A 20,642-nucleotide genomic window follows, 5' to 3' on the forward strand; every position below is an offset into this window, starting at 1 on the left:
TAGGCCAATTACACTTTTACTGTTTTTCGGTTAATCCCGTAATCACGTAACTTATTAGCTACAGCGGTGTGACTTAGGCCCAATCGCTTAGCTAACTGACGCGAGCTTGGGTAAGCGGGGTAAAGTTTACGAAGTAAAGTCGCTTCAAAGCGCTTAACAGCTTGATCTAGTGAGCCCTCAAAATCAGACTCTAAATACCCTAAATCATGGGTAAAAGTTGGTAACTGCAAATGCTCTACGCGAAGCTCGCTATCATCTAGTAACGACACTGCACGGTAAATGGCATTTTCCAGCTGACGAACATTTCCAGGCCACGGATACTCTTGTAAGAAGCTTAAACACTCTTGTGATAAAACAGGAATTGCATGACCATTTTGCTGTGCATATTTTTGAATAAAGTGCTCTGCAAGTGGCCCTACATCTGCTTTTCTATCTCTTAGTGGTGCTATTTCTAAAGTAAGCACGTTTATACGGTAATATAAGTCTTCTCTAAAAACCCCTTCTTGTACCATTGCAGGTAAGTCTTTTTGAGTAGCAGCTACAATACGAACATTTACTTTAACTTCGTTCTCATCGCCTACTTTTCTAAACGTACCATCTTGTAAAAAACGCAGTAACTTAGTTTGTAGTTGAGTCGACATTTCGCCAACTTCATCTAAAAATACAGTTCCACCATCAGCTTGCTCTAATACACCACGCTTTGGCGCTGCGTTTTCTTCGTACCCGGCATAACCAAATAATTCAGACTCAGCAACATCATCAGGAAGTGAAGCACACGATAGCGCAATAAAAGGCTTAACAGACCGATTAGATGCGTAATGACACGCGCGAGCTAATAACTCTTTACCAGTGCCAGTTTCGCCAGTAATCAAAATAGGGGCTTCTAGTTGCGCCATTTTGCGTGCTTCGCGCACAACTCGGCGCATTGCCGTACTAAAGTTATGAATAGTAGCAAAGCTTTCTTGCCCGTAGCGTCTAAATGCACTGACCTGCTGCCCTAAGCGGCTTTGCGATTTAATGTTAATAACCGCACCCGCAAGCACATCACCTTCACTACCTTGAGGGACTGCAATTGGTAAAATGTCTGCAATAAAATCTTCACCCGCCACTTCAACGCGCGTGGTTTGCCCAAGCACTTCTTTACCTTCTAGCCAACGCGTAAAGTTAAACCCTTTAAGTAAGTTATTAATATTTGCACCAATAACTTCTTTTTCAATTAACTGTAAGTCCTTACATGCTGCATCGTTGCATAAGCGTACCCAACCTTTAGCATCAATAGAGATAACGCCATCAGGCAATGCACGTAGCAAAGTATTTAATTCGTTGTGTTCACGCTCAGATGGTAAAAACGCAGTGGTACGCACGTCATGTACGCCGTCGATTAAACGTATCGATGGCATAATTTTTTGAAATTGTTCAAATTCTATTTCGGGAAAGCTGACGTACATACGACAATTTACAGAATCGACTTCGATTCCTTTTAAATCAACGCTGTAGTTAACTAGTATGTTAAGGATTTCTTGAGCAATACCAATTCGATCAGCACAGTGAATATCTAGACGCATACATCCTCAAAGAAGGAAAAACTATATTAGCCGAATAATACGCTAAGTCGCTTTGAGAAGGTAGCTTATTGTAAACATTTTTGGACAAAATAGGCTACTAAAGCGATAAGTTGAAATGCAATTAAACAAAGAAAAACAGCACGGATATTTCACTATGCCAGTGCTGTTTGTTAAATCTTATTATAAGGCTACTTACCTTGTGGGTAAGCAGACCAATCACCACCATCTAATTGTATAAATGGTCGTTGGTTAACATACATCATTATTGTGCCTTCATTTTCAGCAACTTTAGGTGCTTTAGGTAGGTTTTCAAGTAAATTAGCAATACTATTATTTCCACCAAATACATCAGTTTGCAGCGCCTTACTTACCAGCTCTGAAAGCGCAAAGTAACTTGTTGAATCATCCACCACAATTTGTGAGTAGTTTTGTACATCAGGGCCTATAAATTTAATTGCTACAGGTACCGACACAATTGCTGGGCTTGGGATTTCACGTAAACCTGCAAACTGTACTTTGTCACCTTTTAAATTAGCGCCGTGTTCAGGCACTATCATTAACATAACGTTGCGACCGCGTTTTTCTAATTTTTTTACAAATTGGTTAATATCAGCAAACAAGTTTTTATGTCTGATTGGGTATGTCTCTTTACTATTAACCCTTGGTTGATTCTCTAGCTGATTACCATCATGTAAACTTGTGGTGTTGTAGTACATCGCACACGGCTTACAATCTTCAGCTTGCTCTAACCAACCATCCAGCACAGCTTCATCTGAGTAAATAGGACTATTATCAAAACCTCGAAGCGCCACTGGCATTGAATCGATATTAAATGGCGTGCTATCAAGGCCACCGTACTTATTTATTAAACCTTTAAACTCATCAAAATGTCCGTCGTGATTCATCACAACATTGTTTTGATAACCTAGTTTCTCTAGGTTTTTAAACAAGTGACATTGTTCAGGTGCCTCTTTAAATAATGCTGTTTGACTCGTTTGCCCACAACTAGCGCGCAGCAGTCTTACCGCAGCGGGTCCACTGTATGACGTAGCCGAGTTAAAGTCTGAAAACACCACATCAAAGTCTTTATACATATCAGTAACACTTACACCAATAGCATTTAAATCAGCAACAGCCATTGAGCATATGTTCAAAATAATTACATCAAACAGCTCACCATTCACTTGGTTTGGAAAGTGGCTCATTAGTAAGCTTTGTTGTTGGTAAAAATCAGCTAATTTTTGATCAGGAGATTGCGCTGCCTGAGTGATCACTTGCGTTTGAGGATTACTCTGATTTTGAGTAACCGGTTCAGGGTTTGCCACATTATTAACGAATTGTGATTGAGAGTTATCTCCTTGCCACCCTACAATTAACAGCCCAACAATAGTCACAGTGGTAAAGCGTATCCATTGCGATGTATACCAAAAACACACACTAATTAAGAACAAAGCCAACAACATATCAACGCTAATAACTCGGGTTAATAGCTCGATAAAGTAACCAAAACTAAAATCTTGAACGTTACCTGCTTGTTTAGTCAACCTGTTTATTGGTGGCAACCATGAGTCTTGATACAGTAACACCACAGCAAACACAGCACCTACTATATGTTTTGCCTTCTCTATTAATGGCTGTTTAAATTTAATCGCAAGCAATGCAGCAAAAGCGGCATTAGTTAGTACGTTAAAATCAATTGCACTGTAATAAAACAGAGCAAACTTAACTAAAAAATAAAGGTTCCAAACCCCTAAACCTGATAATTTCACTGCTTATCCTTTTTTACTGTATTTGGTGTATAAGGCTCTAGTACTTCATGTTTAAAAGTAAGCTTATAATAATATTTTGTTATTTGAGATAAAATGTATTTGCCTAGCATACAAAGCACCGCGCCAAGCACCATTGCAAGAAACACGGTAATTAAAAGCTGATTCATACTCATAAGTTATCTCTTAGTTTCATTATAAAAGGCTTAGCATCTGGGCGGCTTTTACTAGAAAATTCTGGGGTGTTAATATTTTCAGTAACGCTGTTTGCTATATCAGGTGCAAATTTATAGCTATCATTCTCAGCAAGTTTTTGCGAGAAATCTACAACACTCTTACCTTTATAAAATCGCCTTAACTGTTTACATTCTTGTTGAATGTAAAAGTGGTCAGAAATTATATTTTGCTGTACAAAAAAATCACTCGTTTTTAATTTAAACAAATGCTTAATTGCATTATCAACGTCATTTTCTCTACAAGCATGCAAATATAAATAAACTGTATTATCTGCAATGCTAAATACATCACCTTCGCGCTTAATATGAAATAAATGCAAAGGATGAATAGGGTCAATTCTTGGTAGTAGCTCAAGTTTCACTAGCACACCACTAACACCTAAATTAACGGCTGAGTCACTATGAATTTCTACTTGTTTCGTAAACTCGATGAAAGGTAAATATCCTTTCGAAAAGGTATTTTCAGTGTATTTCAAAACATCCTCAACTGAGGAAGGTAAAGGCCTTGAAAACTTAAAACCTTGAATAGATTGCACTTGTGAAAGCAAACGCGAAGGCTCTGAAAAGCTATACAAAATTAGATTTACACCCAAGGTTAAAAATAAGCACTCATCTTGATGGCGAATAACACCATCAACATTTTGAATAACAAGCTTTAACCATCGTCCGCAGTTTTTTCTAAGTTCAAAACACTGCTTACCCAATAGCGCCAAATCGGTGTAACGCGTTACTGCAAAAATTAAGGTGGCTGCTTCTACTTTTGGGCCTTTATTAAATAAATCATTATTATCTTTTACGCTTTTATAATGCATCGGTAACTTAGTACCTTCGGGCACAGCACTTTGCACAAGCCAAACATCGTCTTCATCGGCAAACTCTGACTGTTTAAGTGTTTTACTTTCGCTTGCCGTTCCAGTTTGAACAACAAACTGATTACCACTTAATAATAATTGGTAATGTTCACCAGCAATAACCCCCCTACTGTGACGCCAATAATCATATTCAAGTACTCGAACCGCAGAGTCGTTATCAACAAATACCAGCCCATCAAATACATTGTTTAATCGTCTAAATAAAAAGCGATAATTTGCAATATCAGGTCCCGAAATTAAAAATAATAATGTAGCTCCCGTACTACGAACAAAATCGTTGTACTGCCTCATCATCAACTCTAAGCTTTTCTCGTCAGTACTGCTTAACTGTGCTGTATTAAAATGAACAAAAATAAGCGCTTTGTTTAGGCGTTTATAAGCACTTATTTCTTTTATAATACCTGAATTAATTTTCTCTATAGAATGATTCTGTGTTTCTGAGGCCAACGAAAAAGGGTGTACTCTATTATGCTTATAAGCATAATTTAACGATGCAGAAAAAGAAGAATCAAAAAATGATTCAATCTCTTGGGAAACTATATATATATCATTAACCAAGCTTTGGTTAATTGAATGTAACGCCAATTCGATTACAAAATTGTCTAAAGGGGCTAAAACAGCATAACTTGAAGCCGATTTTAACTCTCTTGCAGCAGGCTCTAATCCCGTTATGTTAAAGTTATGCACTTAAAACGCCCTATAAAAAATACTTTTTTACTAGTTTTAACCGTTATTCTATATATAATAGCCAAATATTGTCCACTTTTAATCAAAATAATTAAAGTAACCGTAAAGGTAAGAATGAATAACTTGACGCCTAAAAACTCACAAACGTTAACATCAAGTGACATAGAAAACCTTGCACTACGTTTTGGTGGAAAGAGTGATGACTACATAGAAATTGTAAACAAGCAGCAAAATAATAATACAATTAATAAGTACGCATTACTTAAAGAAATAAACAACGAACTAAACACATAAGTTAGTTCAATTAAAGATAGGTAAAACATCCGTTGCAAAGAGTTTTCGTTAAAGGTATCAAAGGCGGTTTAGGAACTACCTCTGTGGTTGCAAATTTAGCGTGCGTGCTAAAAAAGTCTGACGTTGACGTTATTGCAATCGATCTAGATGCAAAAAGTGACTTAGGTTTACATTTTGGCTTGCCATGGAAATATACCAAAGGCTGGAGTAATGAAGCGAGCTTTGAAGATGCACTTGTGCATTTTCATCAAGATGACGATGGCATTATATTTTTACCATTTGGTGACAGCACTGATACTAGCATCGATAACATCACTAAAATGGTAAGTAAATGCAAAAACCTAAATTATAGCCAAGAAGCTTGGGTAATTTTTGACTGCCCTGCACACATTAACCTTCCCCACTATCCGTTAGAGAAAAGCGATATTGTAATTGAACTGGTTAATTGCGACGCTATTTGTCACAGCTTAATTTATAGACGCCTTCAAACACTCAAAAATTCAGATACTGATTGGAAGCATTACTTTTTAGTTAACCGTTACAATTCTGCATCTACGCTAGAATTTGACTTGTTTTCTCTTTGGCAATCTACTTTCCCTCTTATGGCTCCGTTTTTTATCAACAGTGACGAAGTTATTAAAGAGTCAACCGCATACAGAAATGTAGCGCTTAATTGCGCGCCATATAGTGTCGCAAACGATGACTTTGAAACACTAGCTGGTTGGCTAGTTAGTAAAGCGACCTTATAAAATGAGCATTACATTATTTTATCAGCGTCCTATTCACAGCACTTTATACTTGCTGCTGAGCATTTTATTTACTGATAAGTTAGTCCGGTACATTTTATTTAAGTTTCATAGCTACTTTAATCAACATAAAGTAAATGTTATTGAAGCTTTTATAATGCCTTTTATTACGCTTTTAAGCTCACTGTTTATAAATATTAAAAAGCACAAAATCAGCTTTGAATATACCCTTTATGACTACTACCCTCATTTAAGGTTGCCTTACCGAGCCTACATTTACTCAAATATATTACGCTTTATTATACAAAGTGTTTTTTTAGTGTTTTTTAAAAACCAGCTTAAATCTAGTTCTGTAAAAGAAGATGCTGTTAATTATTTTTATGACGGCGTTAGCTACCTTTTAAGGCAATTACGTTGGTTTGATTTAAAGCTAGGTAGATTATTAAAGCGCCTACTATCAAAAAACAAAAAAGGCCCTAAAAAAAGTGCGTTTAAAACCATGGCGGATGCGCGTGTATGGCAAAATAAACTAGTCAAATACGTCATTCTAGCGTTTATTCTATTTTTATTAGCAATATTTATTACAATTCCTTTTAGCTTGGAAGCTCAAGCCGTTTTTATAAGCTTTATTTTACTAGTTGCGTATGCGCTTAAACGAGTAAAAGGCCAAATAGCAACCATTGTCATGATTACTCTGTCAGTAACTACGTCTTCTCGTTACTTGTGGTGGCGTTACACTGAGACTTTAAATTGGGATGATCCACTTGCACTTGCACTAGGTGGTGGCTTATTACTTGCTGAAACGTATGCCTGGCTTGTACTGATTTTAGGTTTTTTCCAAACAATTAACCCGCTTGAGCGAAAACCGGTTCCTTTACCAAAAAACACTGACTTATGGCCAACAGTAGATGTATATATTCCAACTTATAATGAGCCGTTAAGCGTTGTAAGGCCCACTACTCTGGCTGCTCTAAGCATCGATTGGCCTGCAGATAGACTAAATGTTTATATATTAGATGATGGTAAGCGCCCAGAGTTTAAGGAATTTGCAGAGGAAATTGGAGTGGGCTATTTAGCTCGTTCGGATAACAATCATGCTAAAGCCGGCAATATGAATAGCGCTATGCGTTATACCGATGGCGAATATATCGCAATTTTTGATTGTGACCACGTTCCTGCTCGCTCGTTCTTACAAATGACGATGGGGCAGTTTTTAAAAGACAGTAAAGTATGCTTGGTGCAAACACCGCATCACTTTTTCTCTGCAGATCCGTTTGAGCGAAACCTTAACAACCATAGTCAAATTCCTAACGAAAACATGTTGTTTTATGGGCTTATTCAAGACGGTAACGACATGTGGGATGCGACCTTCTTTTGTGGTTCTTGCGCCGTATTAAAACGAGCTGCGCTTGATGATATTGGCGGTTTTGCGTTTGAAACAGTAACGGAGGATGCTCACACAGCACTTCGTATGCAGCGCGCTGGTTATAAAACTGCTTATATAAATATTCCACAGGCAGCAGGTCTTGCAACCGATAGCCTGTCAGCGCATATAGGTCAACGCATTCGCTGGGCGCGTGGTATGGCGCAGATATTTAGGCTTGATAATCCATTAATGGGTAAGGGTTTAAGCATTCCTCAACGATTATGCTACATAAACGCAATGCTGCACTTTTTATCAGGTATTCCTCGTATTGTATTTTTAACAGCCCCTTTAGCGCTGATATATTTTAATGCATACATAATTTATGCCCCATTTTTAGCTATTTTTATTTATGTGGTGCCGACATTAATTCAAATAAAAGCGACTAACTCGCGTATTCAAGGCAAATATCGTTACTCCTTTTGGGGTGAAGTGTATGAGTCAGTACTTGCTTGGTATATATTAAAACCAACTACCGTTGCTTTATTTAATCCCAATAAAGGTAAATTTAACGTAACCGAAAAAGGCGGTTTAAATGATGAAGAGCATTACGACTGGGGTATTTCTAAACCGTATTTAATTCTCTTACTTATTAATTTACTCGGTATATTAGTGGGTGTATTACGTCTATTTTTAGGTGACCCAAGCCAGATTGGCGTACTTATAATAAGTATGGGTTGGGCTTTTTATAATATTATAATTTTAGGTGCTGCGGTTGCTGTTGCTGCTGAAGCTCGTCAAGTGAGGCACTCGCATCGTATAAAGGCAAACTTTCCTGCCGGCGTTCGTTTAGCAAATGGTCATACTTTGAAAGTAAAAATAACGGATTATTCAGATAACGGCGTGGGCATAGAGACAGATCACGCGCATTTATGTCGTGTTAACGATAAAATTGAATTGTTAATGAGTCGCGGTAATAAGCAGTTTTCGTTTACAACGTATGTATGTAATACCCGCAAAAAACAAATTGGCCTTACACTTAAAGATTTATCTCTCGAAAAACAGAGGGCTTTTATACAATGTACCTTCTCAAGAGCAGATGCTTGGTTAGATTGGCAAAATAACTTTAGACATGACCGTCCATCGTATAGCTTCAAAGAAGTACAAAAAACCAGTTTACGGGGCTTTAGTAATTTATTATTTCATGCTCCAAGAGCGTTACAACCAGTTATTAAGTTAATGACTAATATTGTCATTTACATAAATTCATTTACTCCAAAAAAACCGATAGTGCATAATAATTATGATTAAAAAGTTACTTAATACATTTCTAACATTGTTACTTATTAGTAGCGCATATAAAGTGCTCGCTATCGAGCCTATGCACGACAAAACCCTGTTTGTAAATGGCTACCCTGAGAGTGCCCAGGTTTCTAGTTTACGCCTTAGCTTTGAAAAATTAGGATTCAATGACTATAAACTCGACGGCGTCAATAATAATTCTCGTGTCGATTTCACAAATAGAATTGATAAATTAAGCACTAATTTAAAGCTTAACTTTTCGTACACTAACTCACCTTCATTACTGGCTAATGTATCGCACTTAAAAGTTTATTTTAACGATAACTTAGTAACAGTATTACCTATTAATGAACAGCTAAGTGTTGTAAAAAATACGGTAAGTCATAGCCTTGACCTAAATGCTAAATACATTCAAGACTACAACCAAATTCGCTTTGAACTAGTTGGTTACTATGATTTACGATGCCAAGATTACTTTAGCCGCTCAATTTGGACTGAAATAAACAAATCAAGCCACATCACGCTTGATCAAAAACAGTTAGCAATTGATAGCCGTCTTGAATATTTACCAGAACCATTTTTTGATGCTAAAGATTACAACAAATTAAACTTACCTTTTGTATTTGCAAGCACACCTAATACACAAGCTATAGAAGCGGCAGCCACTTTATCTAGTTGGTTTGGCGCACAAGCAGACTGGCGTGGCGCTAACTTTCCAGTAGTTTTAAATAAAGCACCAGAGCAGCATAGTGTGGTGTTTATTACTAATGACTCAAAACCTGATTTTTTAAAAGATTATCCAGATGTTGAAAAGCCAACCGTCGAGCTAATTTCAAGCCCTATTCACAGATACAATAAAATGCTGCTAATTTTGGGGCGTGACGAAAAAGACTTAAAAACAGCGGTTACTGGTCTTGTGTTTGGTCATAAAATTATGACAGGCCGAAGTGCAAGTATCGAAGCAATTAACAAACTCCCACTGCGTAAAGCTTATGATGCGCCAAGATGGCTTAGAAACGATCGTCCCGTGCACTTTGACGAGCTTGTTGACTATCCAACTCAGTTACAGGCTGAGGGACTTAACAACGGTCCTATAAAGCTAAATGTTCGTTTTGCACCTGATTTATTTACTTGGCGTGAAAAAGGCATTCCTATTACTTTGCAATACCGTAATACGCCAGAGAGCGAAACCTTAAATTCACGTTTAAACATGTTAATAAACCAAGAGTTTATAAGTGGTTTTTTACTTGATAAAAAAGACACATCGTTAACTACCGCAAAAACGTTACTGCCTTTAATCGCTAATACAGACACAACACAAAGCGCAGAAGATTTTTCATTGGAAGGTATTAATCTTGCCAATCGCAATGAACTAAACTTTGATTTTAGGTTTGCAGTACTTAAGAAGGGCGAATGTGCCGTTGCTCCCCCTGGCGGCGAATACGGTGTAATTGATGGAAATTCTAATATTGATGTAAGTGGGTTTGACCATTACATGGCTTTGCCTGATTTAAATGTATTTGCAAATAGCGGGTTCCCATTTACAAAGTATGCAGATTTACAGCAAACTTTAGTGTTAATAGACGAAGTTCCATCACCAAAAGCACTTTCTGTATTATTTAACCTAACAGGCCACTTTGGTGCTATCACAGGTTACCCCGCTCATAGAATAAGCGTTGCTCATTTAAATGAAGATGCAAACTTAGATGACAAAGACATCTTAGTTATCGCAAAACCTAATAGCATTGCTAATAACTTAGATGAAGATGCACAAACTAATATCCTCCTTGATAACAATCAGCGTGCTATAAAACAAGCTATATACAATGGTGCATATGATGAACAAACTACAGATAAAGTAGAAGTAAGTATTAAAAGTAGCGGGGATATGGCCGTTATTACAGGCTTTCAATCACCGTTTGATTCAGAGCGATCAATAGTATCGCTCAGTGCAACATCACAAAAAGCCTTTACTCTACTAGATGATGCGTTAATGAGTTCACAAGCGCTTGCGCAAATTAAAGGCAGTGCTGCGGTCATAAACTCTCAAGGCATTAAAACAATTAAAACTGATGAGCAATATTTTGTTGGTCACATTCCTGTGCATACCCTAATTTGGTTCCATTTATCGGATCACCCGTTTGTACTGGCACTGTTGTCTATTTTAACACTACTGCTGATCTCATTTATTATATGGCGATTACTGCAAGCATTAACATACAAGCGCTTAGCTGAAGGAGATAAGTAATGAAGTCACTCATTAATGTATTTTTTACCGTGATTGCATTATTTACCTTTAATGCCAGTGCACAAATAGAGCAATGCCAACCATGGGATGCATGGCAAACGTTTAAAAGTAACTTTATAAGCCAAAATGGCCGCGTTATTGACTTGGGGAGTGAGCAAAATATCACAACCTCTGAAGGCCAATCTTATGCGTTGTTTTTTGCTGTTGTAGCAAATGACAAAGCAATGTTTGACTTAGTGCTTGATTGGACGCAAGAACATTTATCAGAAGGTGATTTAAGCACTCGTTTACCGGCATGGCAATGGGGTGTTAATAATCAAAATGTTGGCGGAATTTTAGATTCAAACCCTGCGTCTGATTCTGACTTATGGATAGCATACAGCTTATCGCAAGCAGCTATTCTTTGGGATGAGCGCCGCTACAGCATATTAGCAGCTGTACTTGCACAGCGAATAATGCGTGAAGAAACCGCTTATATCTCGGGCCTAGGTTTATCATTACTACCCGCTCCTACAGGTTTTGAATTTGATAACGAACGTTTTAAGTTAAACCCGAGCTACTCACCATTATTTATTTACCAGCAGTTTAAAAAGCTCTACCCACACTCACCTTGGCATCAATTACACGAAGGCTCAGCAAAGCTAATTTTAGATACAGCAAAGCAAGGTGTTAGCCCTGACTGGGTAATGTTTGATGCAAATAACGGCTTTTACTACGATAAGAAAACGAGCGACTTGGGCAGTTATAACGCCATCAGAGTATATTTATGGGCAAGTATGATGGCAGACAACGCGCCTTATAAAAAAGAGCTATTAGCGCAATTCAACCCTTTTATAGAAACAATTAATAAACGTGGTTACGTGCCTTTAAATACCTTTGCTAAATCTGGAAAATCTGAAAAAAGAGGCCCTTTAGGCTTTAATTCAGCTTTATTACCTTTACTGGCGACTAATAACGATAATTCTACGGTAATGGCGATTCAGCAAAAACTAATGATTGATAAATCATTTACCCAGACCCGTTATTACGACAGCGTGCTTAACTTGTTTGGTACAAGTGCTTTAAATAAGCGTTTTTCAATTACAGCAGATGGGACGCTACAACCGGTATGGAGCACTGAATGCCGTTAAGGTTTGCCCTCGCTTGCACATTAGCGCTTAGCTCTGGGTTGAGCGCTAACACAGTCAACGATATTGATACGCAATCTGTTGATTGGTTACTAAGCCAAATAGGTATTGGTGAAGCACAGCAAAATAAAAAACTAGTTGAAGATAGCTTACGAAAGCTAGTCGCTATTGCCCCTGCCCGAATAGAAACGCAGTGCGCAGTAGCGCGTTATGATTTTGCCAATGGCGAATCATTGAAAGCCAACCAGTTATTAAGCAAAATAGATAACGGACTCACTAAGCAAGTCCCTTGTGTTGAAAAACTTAAAATACTCTCTCGTATTGAAGGTAAAGATAAGTCTTTAATTCATGAAGCTAGGCTACTTTCTCGAGCTGGACGTTATGAACAAGCCCGAGAAATATACAATAAAATATTTAAAAACACCTACCCTACACTTAATTACGAGCTTGAGCATTTAAGCTGGTATGGACAAGACAGCGACCAATGGGAAAGTGTTAAAAAAGGCTATGAAAAGTTATTAAAAAGCTATTCTAATATCCCTCAAGTAGAAATACCTTATGCTCGCCATTTACTGAGGAAAAACCCAGCAAATAGTAAAGCTATAGATATTTTAAGTAATTACGGTACTAGCCCTTCTTTTATTAATGAAGTTGAGTTTATTTGGCTTGCAGCTCTTAAGAGTATGGATCTTACTCAAAATACAGTTGAGCAATACCAACGTTACTTCTCTGTGTATCCATTTAGTAGTAAAGGTAAGTTACAATATGAAGATTTCCAACGAGATTTTAAAGTAAGACAAGCATTACTTGCCGATCCCGCGTATCAGCTTTGGCTCAAAGGCGATCGTTTACTTAATAATAAAAAATTAAAAGAAGCTGAGCCCCTACTATTAAATGCTTTAAAAGGGCGGCCAACCGATAAAGAAATTATGCGCAGCTTAGGGTATTTGTATTTAGCGAAAAGCGACTACAAAAAATCATATTACTATTTTTTTACCGCGCAAAAATATACACCTAACTTTGATGAGCGTGAAGGACTTCAAGAGCTCGCGACAGTTGCGAAGTTTTGGCTGTATATGTCTGAAATGGAAGATGCTATAGAGCAATCTGATTTTAAAACAGCACAATTAAAACTAAATCTAGCTGAGCAATTAAATCATGACCAAGAAGCTTTTCTTTATAACAAAGGCCTATTATTAGTAGCTCAAGGAAATTACACACAAGCAGCTACCGCCTATCAAGCAGCCCTAAAAACCAATCCTTTGTATGAAAATGCCTTACTTGGCTTATTAAATATCGCGCAACTAGATCAAAACCAAAAATCAATTCGCAACTTTTATAATTCATTAAACGCAAAGCAACGAGATTTAATCTACCCCTCATATGCACTAGCTACCAGTAATACTCTAAGGGATAAAGCAAGCCAGTATACTAATGGTGGAGAGCTAGAAAAAGCAGAAGAACTACTTAAGCAAGCTATTGAGCTTTCACCTGAACAACCTTGGTTATATTACGATTTAGCTTTTATATACCAACAAAAAGGCCTGACTCAACAAGCACGTGATTTGTTTAATAATGTATTGTGGCAGTTCCCGCTAAACCCCCAAATTAGATATAGCCATGCTTTATTTTTGCGCTCTATAAATGATTATGAAGGAGCTTTGGATACACTTAAATATATTCCTTTTAAAAATCGAGATACCGACATTATTGCTTTAGAGCAGCAATTGTTGCTTAACGAGTCTCTTACTCAAAGCCAGCAATATCTTGATTTAAAAAACAAATCTGTCGCCATCTACCATTTAAGTAACTTAGAAGCGAGAGAGCTAACACCTGAAATGCAAGCTGAGCTTTCTAATAGTTGGTACAAAATTGATGAAAAACGACATGCTCTTAAATTGCTTTCAAGTGCCCTTTCATCTGACTCATCTTTGTCGCCTTATTGGCACCTTTTACAAGGCCAGTGGATACTAGAGCAAGGTAACCAAGTTGAAATTAAACGCTGGTTTGAGGATTACGTGTTACCAGAGAGCGCTTCTGAAAACGAAACGGCTCAATATGTGCAGTTACAAAATAACTACCTCAACCAGTTTTATACAGGCAGTGACTTAATTGCTAAGCTCAATCAGCTTGATCAAAAATATAAAGATATTCCAGCAACAACAACTGCCCTTATTGATGCAAACTTAGCGCTAGAACAATATGAAGCAGCCGTTATCTTATATCAGCGAAAAGTACAAAGTAGTCAAACAATTGAGCCTCAAGCACTTCTCGCTATTGCTAATGCATACATAGAACTTGGAGACGACTTTCAAGCAAAAGAAGTTACGCAAAAAGCGATAGCGCAAACCACATCGCAAGAGGGTTATTTACAACGCCAAATCATGTCATCTCTTAATGAGTTTAATTACTCAGGGGATGCACTTTATTTAGCTAAGCAACTTATTGAAAAGTCACCAAACGATCAAGAGTTACGCTATTTAGGTGCTCAAGTAGCCAGTAAGTTTAATGAAACCGAACAAGCACAATCTTGGTACGCACAAACCCTGTCACCTAATCGTACTTTAAACGAAAAAGAGCTTTACGGAGCGCTTTTAAAAATAGATGAAAACGATCAATGGTATGTAAACGGTGCTAAACGTGAGCTAATAAACGAGCAAAACAAAAACCAAGCATACATTGCCATTGGTGTTAACTTTAGTGGACAAACAAGCACCGAAAGTGAAGCAACACTTGGTGCGGGCTTAGTACCAATTGAAGCTTACTTTCCACTTTGGCAAGGCCAAGGTTTTATTAAAGTAGACCCGACTACTATTAGCGCACAAACAACTCGCTTTGATGAGCAGTTCGCTGGTAGTCGCTACGGACAAGGTGCTTTATGTATTTTCACTTGTTCAGTCGATGAAGTGACACCAGAGGAAAGTGGTGTAGATATAGGTATTGGTTGGCAAAACGAAAACTGGCGTGTAGATGTAGGCACTACACCACTTGGCTTTTTAATTGAAGACTTTGTGTGGGGTGTAAATTACGCAGACAGTTTTGGCGACTTTGGATACAGCCTAGAACTTGAAAAGCGCCCAGTTACAAATTCAGTGCTTTCTTATGCGGGCTTAAAAGATGTAAATACAGGTGAAGTTTGGGGGGGCGTACGCTCTACAGGCCTAACAGCTAATGTATCACACGACTTAGGCGGAAAATGGGGTTTTTGGTCAAGCGCCGACTTTACCCTCTATAAAGGCCAAAATGTAAAAGACAACCAACGCTATCGTATGATGGGCGGTACTTATTACCGTGTAATAAGCAATCAAAAGCGTGAATTTATCGTAGGCGCTAGCTTATTACATTGGGCATACAAGTATAATTTAAGTGAAGAAACATGGGGCCATGGTGGTTATTACAGTCCGCAAAACTATGTAGGTCTATCCGTGCCACTCACTTATGACGCGCGTTGGGGCGATGATTTTGTTTATCGATTAAAAACCGGTGTTTCGTACTCGCAAACAAAAACTCAATCTATTGATTTCTTCCCTAACGATAGCGATTTGCAAATAGCTGCGTATGATAGAGAATCAATAACAGGTGTTGACCCTGTATTTGAAGGTGAAACAAGTTCTGGTGTTTCATATAATCTTGAAGGTAGTTTTGAGTATAGAATAACGCCGAATTGGTTTTTTGGTGGCTACTTAGCCATCGATCGCTCTGACTTTTACGAACCAAACTTTGGTCAACTTTACATACGTTACTATTTTAACCCTGTATACGGTACATTAGAGTTTCCAGGCACGCCTATTGTTCCTTATGCTGAGTTCTAACTTGGCATAAGGTGATACACCGCGCAATACTTCCCCTAGCACTAAGGTATATGTATACTTGTGCCCAATTGTAACTAGGATAAGGGTGTGTCTCTTACCTTCTGGTGTTACTACCATATAGCAAATCATTATCTTAGCTACAAATAATAAACTGATGGTCGAGCATTTTAGTATGACTAAATACTAAGATAGCTAAAGCAAAAAATTATAAGGCCATTACAACAATTCTTAAAGTTAGGAAGTAAATATGAGTTCAGCTCCAGATAGTGGTTGGTTTGGCCACCCTAAAGGACTTTCGACATTGTTCTTCACTGAAATGTGGGAACGAATGAGTTATTACGGTATGCGAGCTATGCTCGTATTATTCATGACAGCAAGCTTACAAGAAGAAGGCCTTGCCTTTACTGTTGCATCAGCTGCTGCAATCTATGGTTTGTACACAGGCGCAGTATACTTTTTAGGCTTACCGGGTGGGTGGCTAGCTGATAGATTGTTTGGTGGTCAAAAAGCAGTTTGGTATGGCGGCATAATTATTATGATTGGCCATATTATTTTGGCTATTCCACATGATTATTCTTTCTTCGTTGGCTTAATATTTGTAGCAACAGGTACTGGTTTACTAAAACCAAATATCAGTGCAATGGTAGGCCAATTATATAGCGATGCTGATGAGCGTCGTGATGGCGGTTACGCTATTTATTACATGGGTATTAACATGGGTTCTTTAATAGGTTACTACGTATGTGGTTACTTTATGGAGAACGTAGGCTGGCACTGGGCATTTGGTGCGGCAGCTGTAGGTATGGCCATTGGTTTAGTGCAGTACAAACTCACACTTAATAACTTACCAAAGCACAGTGCTTTACCGGCTAATCCATTAGGCTCTAAAGGTACTTCACGTGCATGGGGCGGTATTGCTGCATTTGTAATTGCAGCTGCTGCAGTTACTACGGCTGCAATGACCGGCGCTATTGTTATTAATCCAACTGTAGTTGCAGGTTACACAGCCATTGTATTTACTATTATCTTTTTTGTTTATTTTGGAGTTATTTACTTTACAGGTAATTTAACAGATGCAGAAAAACAAAGAATGTGGGCACTATTTTTAGTATGTATTGCATCTGCATGTTTTTGGTCTGGCTTTGAACAAGCTGGTTCATCATTAAACTTATTTGCTCGCGACTATACTGACCGTCTTATTGGTACTTTTGAAATCCCTACAACGTGGTTTCAATCATTAAACTCACTGTTTATTATTGCTTTATCGCCATTTTTTGCAGCGCTTTGGATTAACTTATCTAAAAGCTTAGTATCACCTAGCTACAGCGTTAAATGTGCAATTGGCTTAATTATCATGGCATCAGGCTTTTTAGTTATGTTTATGGCGGCTCATTACGCAGCTGAAGGCTTAAAAGTTGCGCCTTACTGGCTTGTTACTACGTACTTTTTACATACAGTGGGTGAGCTTTGTTTAAGCCCTGTAGCATTAAGTGCTGTAAGTAAGTTATCGCCTAAACGTTACACTGGCCAAATGATGGGTGTGTTTGTATTAACTTACTCAATCGGTAACATCATCGCAGGTTTACTTGCTGGTAATTTCGATCCGAATAATGTTGATGAAATTCCTAACTTATACTTACAAATTGCATTATTTAGCATTGGTGTTGGTGTTGTTTTAGTACTAATGACTTTTAAAGCTAAAGTATGGGAAAAACAAGGTTTAGAAGAGAAAGTCTCTTAATTATTGTTTATTTCAAATGTAGCAATATAACCTAAGACAATTCCTCCATAGCTTCTATGGGGGAATTTTTTATTCAACTTTGCCCTTCCCCCGTTAACTGATATTATATCCTGATTGGTTATTGAATAGACTCAGGGACATCCGTAGATGCAATCGTTAACGATATCACGTGTTATTATATTTATATTTCTTAGCTTTATTCTAACTGCCTGTGGTAGCGGTGATGAAGTGACGGTTAATCCAAACGATCCTGTTGAGCCTGAACCTAGCAAATTAACACTATCAAGCGCTAATGGTTTAGAGGCTACATTAGACGAAGGCAATTTTATATTTAATGCACCTTCCAGTGCTATTTCTAGTGATGTAGAGCTTACCTACGAGAAAACATTATTAGATGAGACGAATATACAACAAAATATAATTTCTGATTTACATGCGCTTACGCCCTCCACGCTTACTCTTGAAAAACCTATTACCATTACAATAAAAATCCCTGATGACTATGCATTAGGCGGACAACTGTTTATCGCAAAACTATCGGGCGCTAATTGGGATACTGTTACAAATTCAATAGTTTTAGATGGGTTTGTTAGCGCTCAAGTAACAACACTGGGCACATATGCAATACAAATGCAGCGCAATGAAGCTTTCGCAAATATCGGCCCAACTTGCGACGCTAATGCAACAGAGCAATCGGTAAGGTTTGTTCACGTTGCAGATTTACATGCTCGCTTTGGCTATGAAGAGCAATATTTCAGCCGGATCAAAGCCTACTACAACCAAGTAGCAAGCCAAACCCCGCACACCTTATTTACAAACGGTGGTGACGACTATGAAAAAGGCACCGTTGCTGAGCAATTATCACAAGGTACCGCGACAGAAGAAGCTATAAAAGCAATGCAGTTTGACCTGCGAGTCGTTGGAAATCATGATTATGCTTGGGGCCCTGAAAAATTACTAAGTTATTCCCAAGACGAGAATGCAATTGTACTTGCTAGTAATACTCGTTATGAAGCAGAGCAACTACAAGATTTTGCAGGCGTAGGATTTGCAAAAGTACAAGTAGGGTGTATTACACTTGGTGTCTTTGGCATGACCTCAGTGCCATGGAATGAGCTAGATGAACCAATTCAAGATGATCCGATCCCTGATTTTATTAAACAATTTAAAATGAGCTGGCAATGGCAACAAATCGCACAAAGCATCGTAAACCAATACAGTGATGATGTAGATTACATGATTATGTTGAGCCACTTAGGTGTAGGCCAAGATACTGATATGGCAACAAACGTACCCGGTATAGACTTAGTACTTGGCGGCCATACACACGGTGGGGAAAGCTACACTACCCTTGATAACGGCGCTATTGTTTTACAACCGGACTTTTACGCTAAAGGTATTACGGACTTAACGCTTAATTTTAATTTAGCTGATAAATCATCCCCAGTTGTTGATTACAAAACGATTGAAACCGATACAATTGATGAACGCGATGAGGCAACAAAACTAGCTATAGATGAGATAATGGGGCGTTATGCTCCCGATGCAGAAACTGAAATCGCTATTTCTGAAAACTATCCAACTGATGCGCAGCTAGCCGAAATAACCGCCTTAGCCGCAAAACATTCAAGCACAATTAGCGCAGCATTACTTAATCCTGAACTAGTACAAAAGCGCTGGACACCCGGCACACTTACTCAAGAAGACTTCCATAAAGCTTTTTACGTAGAAAGACAGCCATCAAATACGCCAGGGTTTAACTCTATTTATAAAGTAACAGTATCGGGAAGCGACTTAACAACGATGTTTGCAAGTCAACCAGATTGGTTTTTACTTAAACCTGAAGATATACAACCCACAAATAATTACGAAGTTGCACTATTTAAAGGAGCAGCTTTGAATCCTGATTTATTTTTTAATAGTGTTACATTCTCAAACGTAGAACCAATAGCTGAAGCTTGGTGGCTACTTGATAAATATGCACGTGCTAGAACAAGTCAGTGCCTACACCTTGACACTGACACCGAACTTTATTCATGTAACAACTTAGCAAATGTAACCGTATGGAACTTTGACGATACTAACAACCCGTTAGCAGCTGATTTTGGACCTTCGGTACTTAGCTACTTTGATCCAGATGAAACAAACTGGGGCACTGCAGAGACACAATATAGCACCACTACTCAATTAAATATTGATGATTTAAGTGATAGTCCTTCAGGTGTTATGGCGTTTTCTCGCCACGCTCCAACAGAAGGCTTACTTATTGATTTAAACACACCAGCAAATGGTGACTTTGCAAATGAAGGAATGGTGTCTGACTACACCTTGGTTATGGATTTATACTGGCCCGCAGAAGGTAAAGATATTTACCGTGCAATTATGCAAGCCAATACAACTGATTATCTTAATGATGATGCCGATATGTTTATTGACCCAAGCGGCGGCTATGGACAAGCAACTAGCGATAGCGGCTATTTTGGCAATACACAACCTGACTCTTGGCATCGTATAGCTTTTGTATTTTATACAGCACCAACCAACGGGGTGTTTGAAGTTTATATAGATGGAGAACTTGCTGGCGTAAAAGAAGATGGCGAAATCGATAGTCGCTGGGCACTCAATCAATCTGTATTGCTTTTTACAGATAACAATTATGAAACAGTACCAGGGTACTTAAATTCGCTGCTTTATGCAGGACGTGCTATGACCAGAGATGAAATTAAAAGTATGGGCGGCGCACAACAAAAGCTGTCTTTTGAGCAACCGACGCGAGTGCTAAATCAAACCATTGAGCGCCATTACCAAGCAGCTCCAGCAATTAAAACTAACATGTGGATAGAACAACGGAACAAGTTCTTTGGTAACGGCTCTTAAAGTGTA

11 protein-coding genes are annotated in these 20,642 nt (G+C 38.2%); 8 read left to right on the forward strand and 3 right to left on the reverse strand.

The window, feature by feature from the left end; all coding sequences use genetic code 11:
* Window positions 1–8 precede the first annotated feature (8 nt).
* The 3 genes from tyrR to bcsE all read right to left on the reverse strand — a co-directional run bounded on the left by tyrR (window position 9) and on the right by bcsE (window position 5,126).
* Entirely contained in the window at window positions 9–1,565 is a 1,557-nt protein-coding gene (tyrR, locus tag H5160_RS10040; RefSeq protein WP_002958215.1) for a transcriptional regulator TyrR, read from the reverse strand.
* Window positions 1,566–1,753: 188 nt separating this feature from the next.
* Window positions 1,754–3,334, reverse strand: coding sequence for a cellulose biosynthesis protein BcsG (bcsG, locus tag H5160_RS10045; RefSeq protein WP_182737356.1), 1,581 nt, complete (start codon window positions 3,332–3,334; stop codon window positions 1,754–1,756).
* 169 nt (window positions 3,335–3,503) lie between these two features.
* Complete coding sequence (gene bcsE, locus H5160_RS10050) at window positions 3,504–5,126, reverse strand: cellulose biosynthesis protein BcsE (RefSeq protein WP_182737357.1); 1,623 nt, start codon at window positions 5,124–5,126, stop codon at window positions 3,504–3,506.
* Window positions 5,127–5,240: 114 nt separating this feature from the next.
* On the opposite strand from bcsE, the gene bcsR reads away from it, so the two are divergent.
* The 8 genes from bcsR to H5160_RS10090 all read left to right on the forward strand — a co-directional run bounded on the left by bcsR (window position 5,241) and on the right by H5160_RS10090 (window position 20,636).
* Window positions 5,241–5,420, forward strand: a complete 180-nt coding sequence (bcsR, locus tag H5160_RS10055) for a BcsR/BcsP family cellulose biosynthesis protein (RefSeq protein ID WP_002958211.1) — start codon at window positions 5,241–5,243, stop codon at window positions 5,418–5,420.
* Between the two features lie 32 nt (window positions 5,421–5,452).
* Window positions 5,453–6,169: a cellulose biosynthesis protein BcsQ gene (gene bcsQ / locus H5160_RS10060; protein WP_182737359.1), complete on the forward strand. Its 717-nt coding sequence runs from the start codon at window positions 5,453–5,455 to the stop codon at window positions 6,167–6,169.
* Window position 6,170: 1 nt separating this feature from the next.
* Window positions 6,171–8,840, forward strand: a complete 2,670-nt coding sequence (gene bcsA / locus H5160_RS10065; RefSeq protein ID WP_182737361.1) for a UDP-forming cellulose synthase catalytic subunit — start codon at window positions 6,171–6,173, stop codon at window positions 8,838–8,840.
* On the forward strand, window positions 8,833–11,079 hold the full coding sequence (bcsB, locus tag H5160_RS10070; protein ID WP_182737363.1) for a cellulose biosynthesis cyclic di-GMP-binding regulatory protein BcsB: 2,247 nt from the start codon (window positions 8,833–8,835) through the stop codon (window positions 11,077–11,079). Before bcsA ends, bcsB begins: the two co-directional genes overlap by 8 nt.
* On the forward strand, window positions 11,079–12,209 hold the full coding sequence (gene bcsZ, locus H5160_RS10075; RefSeq protein WP_182737365.1) for a cellulose synthase complex periplasmic endoglucanase BcsZ: 1,131 nt from the start codon (window positions 11,079–11,081) through the stop codon (window positions 12,207–12,209). Before bcsB ends, bcsZ begins: the two co-directional genes overlap by 1 nt.
* A complete protein-coding gene (locus tag H5160_RS10080) occupies window positions 12,200–16,018 on the forward strand; it encodes a cellulose synthase subunit BcsC-related outer membrane protein (protein ID WP_182737367.1) in 3,819 nt (1,272 codons plus the stop codon). The genes bcsZ and H5160_RS10080 overlap by 10 nt, the downstream gene beginning before the upstream one ends.
* A gap of 247 nt (window positions 16,019–16,265) precedes the next feature.
* Entirely contained in the window at window positions 16,266–17,759 is a 1,494-nt protein-coding gene (locus H5160_RS10085) for a peptide MFS transporter (RefSeq protein WP_024598453.1), read from the forward strand.
* A 147-nt stretch (window positions 17,760–17,906) separates the two neighbouring features.
* On the forward strand, window positions 17,907–20,636 hold the full coding sequence (locus H5160_RS10090; RefSeq protein WP_182737369.1) for a metallophosphoesterase: 2,730 nt from the start codon (window positions 17,907–17,909) through the stop codon (window positions 20,634–20,636).
* Window positions 20,637–20,642: the final 6 nt, after the last annotated feature.

This window comes from Pseudoalteromonas sp. SG43-4 (genome assembly GCF_014164325.1).
Lineage (GTDB): Bacteria > Pseudomonadota > Gammaproteobacteria > Enterobacterales > Alteromonadaceae > Pseudoalteromonas > Pseudoalteromonas distincta.